This window comes from Myxococcus sp. AB025B, assembly GCF_006518215.1.
GTDB lineage: Bacteria > Myxococcota > Myxococcia > Myxococcales > Myxococcaceae > Myxococcus > Myxococcus fulvus.
The window spans coordinates 1-6,078 of the sequence record NZ_SRLW01000441.1; the positions used below are offsets into that span (position 1 = coordinate 1).

3 protein-coding genes are annotated in these 6,078 nt (G+C 75.3%); 1 reads left to right on the plus strand and 2 read right to left on the minus strand.

The features are described from left to right. Positions 1 to 1,171, minus strand: a 1,171-nt coding sequence (locus FL311_RS40255; RefSeq protein ID WP_141332940.1) for a sigma 54-interacting transcriptional regulator, incomplete at its 3' end; no start/stop codon positions are given. 179 nt (positions 1,172 to 1,350) lie between these two features. Here FL311_RS40255 and FL311_RS40260 point away from each other — a divergent pair. After that, on the plus strand, positions 1,351 to 2,475 hold the full coding sequence (locus tag FL311_RS40260) for an ADYC domain-containing protein (protein WP_141332941.1): 1,125 nt from the start codon (positions 1,351 to 1,353) through the stop codon (positions 2,473 to 2,475). A gap of 189 nt (positions 2,476 to 2,664) precedes the next feature. On the opposite strand, the gene FL311_RS46200 is transcribed toward FL311_RS40260, so the two are convergent. After that, a partial coding sequence (locus tag FL311_RS46200) for a serine/threonine-protein kinase (RefSeq protein WP_141332942.1) occupies positions 2,665 to 6,078 on the minus strand: 3,414 nt, incomplete at its 5' end.

Here is a 6,078-nt window from a genome sequence, read left to right on the forward strand (position 1 = left end):
CTTCTGGAGTCCGCTCCCGTGCGTCGGTGTTGAACGCGTGGCCCGCGCCCGGTGCCAGGTGCCCCGCCTCGATGCGTCGGGCGCCGCGCAGGAGGGCCTCCTGGCTGGCGCCGCGCACCTCCACGCGCAGCTCGCGCACGTTGCCCGGCCAGGCGCGCAGCAGGCAGGCCTCGAACAGCGAGACGTGCGCGCCGAGGCCCTCGGGGCCCTCCTGGAGGAAGCGCGCCACCAGGAGCGTGAGCTCCTCCGGGCGTTGTCGCAGGGCGGGCAGGCGGACCTCCGGGCGACCGAGCCGGAAGTACAGGTCCTCGCGCAGCCGTCCGTTGGCCACCTGCGCTCGCAGGTCCCGGTTGCTGGCCGAGCACACCCGCACGTCCACCTTGCGGGCACGCGCGCTGCCCAGGGGGAGGACCTCGTGGGTCTCCAGCGTGCGCAGCAGCTTGGCCTGCACCTGGAGGTCCAGCTCCGTCACCTCGTCGAGGAACAGCGTCCCGCCGTCCGCGGCCTGGAGGTAGCCCTCCGCGTCGTCGGCGCCGGAGTAGGCGCCCCGCTTCGCGCCGAACAGCAGGCGCTCGGCGAGCCCCTGGGGGATGGCCGCGCAGTTGACGGCCACGAAGGGCCCCGCGCGCCTGGGACCCAACTCATGGAACGCCCGCGCCACGCCCTCCTTGCCCGCGCCGCTCTCGCCGTGGATGTGCAGCGCCAGGCCATGCTGGGCCAGGCGCGCCACCTGCTCCAGCAGCCGCCGCATCGCGGGCCCGCGCACGAAGCCCCCGTCGTCGAGGACGCCCTGGCGCGCGAGCGGGCCCACATCCGCGCTGGGGACGAACAGGGAGTCGCCCAGGCGCAGGACGCGGTGCACCTGGCGCCGCTCGCCCGAGGGGACCGGCTCTCCGTCCACGAAGGTGCCGTTCTGGCTGCCCAGGTCGGTGACCCAGCAGCGCTGGCCGTCGTGACTCACCCTCGCGTGGTGGCGTGACATCCTCGGGTCGGCCGGCTCGCTCAGGCCGGGCGTGCCCCGCCCCAGCGCCTGCTCGCCGTGGAGCGGCACGGCCACGGCCACCGGGGCGCCCGCGCCGAGGACCTGCACCAGCCCGGGCCGGGGTGGCTCGTCCGAGTCCCGCCGCGCGGCGGCGTCGCTCTGCCCCAGGGTCGACCCCTCGTGTTCCATGGGCCCATCTTACGTAAACCGGCGGTGTCACCAGGCACTGTGCCACCTGGGTGTGCCACGGGCGCCGCCGGCGGGGGTTGCCGCTCGGGCGTGGGTGCGGGAGGGGGTTGGCACGGGGTTGGCTAACGTGGCCACCGCGAACGACCCGCGCCCTTGGCGCGGCTCTCGAGGAGACATCTTTGGCGAGGATTCAGCAGGCGTGGCTCGTGGGCACTCTGGCGTTGTTGGCGGTGGGCGGAGGGTGCCGGCTGACGGCGCCCCCGGGGCCGCTCCAGGCGGGACGGTCCGACGGTCCGACGGGGGGCGGGGGCTGTCCCACGGGGCAGTGCGACCCGGACCCCAACGGCCTGGGCATCTACATCGCGGAGGGCGACGACTACTGCTTCCAGCACGAGGGGCGGCCCGTGTGGTGTCCGGAGGGCTTCCTGAACACCGCCGAGGGCGTGCTGATGCGGGTGCGCTCCACGGCCGAGCGGCGCACGGTGCTCGACGTGCCGGTCCGGCTCACCCGTCCGTCGGAGCCGGAGCCGGAGGCCATCGGGGTGCTCACGGGCCTGCACGCCAGCCCCGCGGACTTCTTCGTGGCGCTCACGCAAGGGGGCGAGTCGCGCAAGGTGCGCGGGGCCTCGCTGGCGAAGCTGTCGTTCTACTTCCACCTGCCGGTGGACGTGGGGGGCGGAGACAGCCTCCAGGTGCTCCATGAGCTGTCGCTGGGCGTGCCGGAGGCGGGCCGCTTCCAGGTGCGCTACCGGGTGGTGGGGACCGGGGACTGGCAGCCCCAGTGCCGGGCGACGCGGGGGCAGGGCGACGTGCGGTCCGTCTTCCTGCCGGGGCGACAGGTGGATGGCCTGAGCGCCGCGGTGAGCGAGCGCGCCAGCGCGGTGACGCTGGCTTGCGAGACGGGCGCCATCGCGGCGTGCCTGTGGTGGGGGTATCGGCCGTGGGACCCGGAGACGTACCGGGATGACGCGGAGCGGGAGCTCGTCTACCGGTCCTGTCTGCAGGCCAAGCGCGCCGCGTATTTCGTGGGGCAGGGGGACCTGCGCGCGTTCACGGTGAGCGGCACGCCGTTCCTGCGGCGTGACGCGCACGGGTTCGACCCGCGCTCGGGAGCGCGGCTGGAGGACCTGGAGGCGCTGGAGGCGCTCTGGGGGCCCCAGGGGGCGGTGTGCCTCAATCCGGAGAACCGTCGCCAGTCGACGCCGCCGCTGCCGAAGGGGCTGTCGCTGCCCAGGTGCGGCCCTGCGCCTCAGTGGCGCACGGACGCGCCGCTGGCGACCGGCGTGCCCAAGGCGGAGCGCTGAGGCGCGCAGCGGGTGCGAGGTGGCGGAGCGCTGGGGCGTGCTGTGGGTGGCCAGCGTGTGCGAGGTGGCGGAGCGTGGAGGCGCGCCGAGGGGTCGCCAGCGTGCGCAGGCCGGCGGAGTGCTGAGAGGCACTTCGCCGGTGCTCCCGCCACCTTGTTGCGTCGGACTCGCGCGGGGAGGGGCGGCGGTTCAGGGGGCCGCGGGCCGGGCTCGGAGCGCGGCTCCGGTGTGAGCGGGCTCGGCGAGGTCCTGGACCAGCCGGGGGTACGCGCGGCTCAGTCGTGGTGCGCGCTCGAGGGCCTGGTCGAGCACGGCGCGAGCCTCGCCCAGGGTGGCCTCTCGCGAGGCCGTGTCCGACAGGCCCCGGGCCCGCGCCCACAGCAGTCCGGCCCGGAGGGCTTCGGCCTCCGCCAGCCCTGGCGACAGCCGTAGCGCCTTCTCCACGTGGGACAAGCCCTCCTCCTCCACCTCGTGCGAGGCGGAGGGGGCCGCGGCGCGGGCCCATCGCCAGCAAGCGCGCGCCATCATCAGGTGGCTCTCGTCATAGGCGTACAGCGCCACCGCGCGCCGCGCCTCGTCGAGCGCGCGGCGCAGGCGGGGCAAGGCCGAGCCGCCTCGAAGTTGTTCCAGGTCCGCCGCCGTCAGCTCCAGCCAGGCCCCCATCACCCGGCAGTCCGCGCAGGAGGGACTCAGCCGATAGGCTTCCTCCAGAGCGCGTCGCCCTGCCTCCAGCGCGGCAGTCGCTTCGCCCTCGCGCAGCGTCCACCGTGCGTGCTCCTCTTGGACAGTGCGCGGGAGGGTGAAGGCGCTTTCCGAGCGCGTGTCGAGCCGCTGCGTCTCCAGTGCAGCCGTCGTGTCACCGGCCTCGCGCCGCGTCTTCTGCGTGCGCGGGGCGTGCTCCGAGCGCGTGTCGCGTAGCGCGGCCGTCGCATCACTGCCCTCGCGCAGCATCCACCGCGCGCGCTCCACGTGGACCGTGGCCTGGTGGAGGAGGGAGCGCTCCGAGCGCGCGTTGAGCCGCTGGGCCTCGAGCGCCGCGCTCAGCGCCCGCTCCAGTGCCGGGCCCGGGTCCTGCTCCGTCTGCTCCAGGTGGCGCGCCCGCGTCAGCTCCGCCGCCGCGGTGTGCTCGAGCGCGGAGTGGAACCGGGCGTCGATGGCGCGCGCCCGTCCGCTCGCCTCCAGCGCCCGCCGCACGTCGTCCTCCGGGTCCTGGCCGAGCCCCAGCCGGTGGCCCGCCATCGCCACGTACAGCTCCGCCAGGTTCGAGTGGGCGAACAGGTACTGCGGGTCCACGCGCGTGGCGTCGAGGAAGGCGCGCGCGGCCTGTTCGTAGGCGGGCAGCGGGTCCCCACCGTGCTCCCGCAGGTGGTTGCCCCGCCACCGGTGCACGAGCCCCAAGTCGTTGAGCGCCCAGGGATACAGCGGCTGCAGCTCGAGCGCGCGCGACAGCCAGCGCAAGGCCTCGCTCCAGGAGGCCTCCGGCGCCTCGCCCGCGCGCGCCTGACGCAAGCCCCGCATGAAGTGGCTGTAGCCCAGCGAGTCGAGCGCGAGCACGTCGCGCGGGTCCAGCTCCACGGCCCGCGCCGCCGCGCGCGTCCACTCCTCGAGGAGGGCGGCGGCGCCGCGCGAGTCCGGCTCCCCCTGGAAGTTCACCGCGCGATACTGATTCATCAGCACCTGGGCCCGCTGGGTGTGGCCCGCCGCGCGCTCCGGGTCGGCGGTGAGCGAGCGCTCCACGGCCCGCTCCGCCTCGTCGAGCGCGGCCTTGCGAGAGCGCCCCTCGCGCTTGTCCAGCTCGGAGCGCTGCAGCCACACCTCGGCGAGCGCCGCATGACCCCACGCATCGCTGCGGCCCAGCTCCAGCGTCTTCTCGTAGCGCTGGCCGGCCTCCTCCAGCCATCGTCGTGCCTGGACGTAATCCCCTTGCTCCAGCAACACCATGGCGCGCGCACGGGCCACGTCCCCCGCGAGCGCGCGGGCCTCGGGCATCCAGGAGGCCTGGGCCATGGCCTCTTGGGCGGCGTGCTCGGCGGCCTCGTGCTCGCCGCGGTACAGGGCGATGAGCCCCTCCAGGTAGCGCGGCGACTCCAGCTCCAGGCTCCGGCTCCGCTCCAGCGAGGCGAGGGCGGGCGTGAGGAAGCGCGCCTCGAGCTGCCGTCGCTGCTCGTCCACCCACCGCGCCCCGCCCTCGCGCCGGGCGTCCTCCAGGCCCTGGCGATAGCGCTCACCGAGCGCCCGGCCCAGCGCGTAGTGCAGCCCCGGCGTGTCCACGCCCAAGGCGTGCGCGCGCTCCAAGGCCTCGTGGGCCTGCTCGAACTCGCGCAGCGCCAGGTGCCCCCGACCGAGCGCCTGACGCACGAGCCCCTCCTCCTGGGGGCCGAGCCCGGGCTCCATGGCCGACAGCTTCGCCAGCCGCTCGCGGGCCAGCCGCAGCTCGGGGCGGGTGTCGTGCAGGGGCAGGGCCTGGAAGGCGCGCACGAACGACTCCAGCTCCCGCACCTGCTGGCCCAGCTGCTCCGCCAGGAGCACCCGCGAGGCGGTGCGCGCCTCCAGCTCCCGCCGGGACAGCCACGCCTGTCCTCCCACGGCGCCGAGCAGCAGCATGCCGGACAGCGAGCCGGCCGAGAGCCAGAAGGCGACGCGGTGCGCTCGCGCCAGGCGCCGCACGCGGTCCACCAGGCCGGGCCCGCGGCCGAGGATGGGCTGCCCGTCGAGGATGCGCCCCAGGTCCTCCGCGAGCGCGAGGCTCGAGCCGTAGCGCTGGTCCGGCTCCCGGGCGAGGCACTTGAGGCACACCGTGTCCAGGGCGGCGTCCAGCGTGGGCACGCGCGCGCGCGGCGGCGCGAGCTCCCCATCCAGCACCTTCGCGAGCGTCTCCAGGGGCGTGGCGCCCTGGAAGGGCGGGGCCCCCGTGAGCAGCTCGTACAGCGTGGCGCCCAGGGCGTAGATGTCGGCGCGGTGGTCGACGGCGCGCACCTCGCCGCGGGCCTGCTCCGGCGCCATGTACGCGGGCGTCCCGAGCACGGCGCCCGTGGTGGTGAGGCCGTGTCCCAGCGCCAGCTCGTAGGCGAGGCCGAAGTCCAGGATGACGGGCGTGGGGCGGTCCGAGTCCGCGCCGCGCACCATGATGTTGGAGGGCTTGAGGTCGCGGTGGATGACGCCCAGCGCGTGGGCGGCGTGGACGGCCTCGGCCACGTGCTTCATCAGGCGCAGCTTGCGCGTCAGCGTCATGCGCGCCGCGGCGTGCTCCAGCAGCTCCCCCTCCACGAGCTGCATGGCGATGAACGTCCGGCCCTCGACCTCGCCGACCTCGAAGACCTTGCAGACATGCGGGTGGTCGATGCGCGCCTGGGCGCGGGCCTCCTGCACCAGTCGCATGGCCCGCTCGGGGGCCGCGCCCCGGATGAACTTGAGCGCCACCTGTCGCCCCAGCCGCGTGTCGCGCGCGCGGTGGACCTCACCCATCCCGCCCCGGCCCAACAGGCCGAGCAGCTCGTAGTGTCCCCAGGACGTGGCCTGGGATGCGCGCGGGGCTTCGCCGCGCGAGGCGCCGGAGACCGAGCCCTCCGCCGTGGCGGCGGTCTCCGGTGAGTGCTCCAGCGC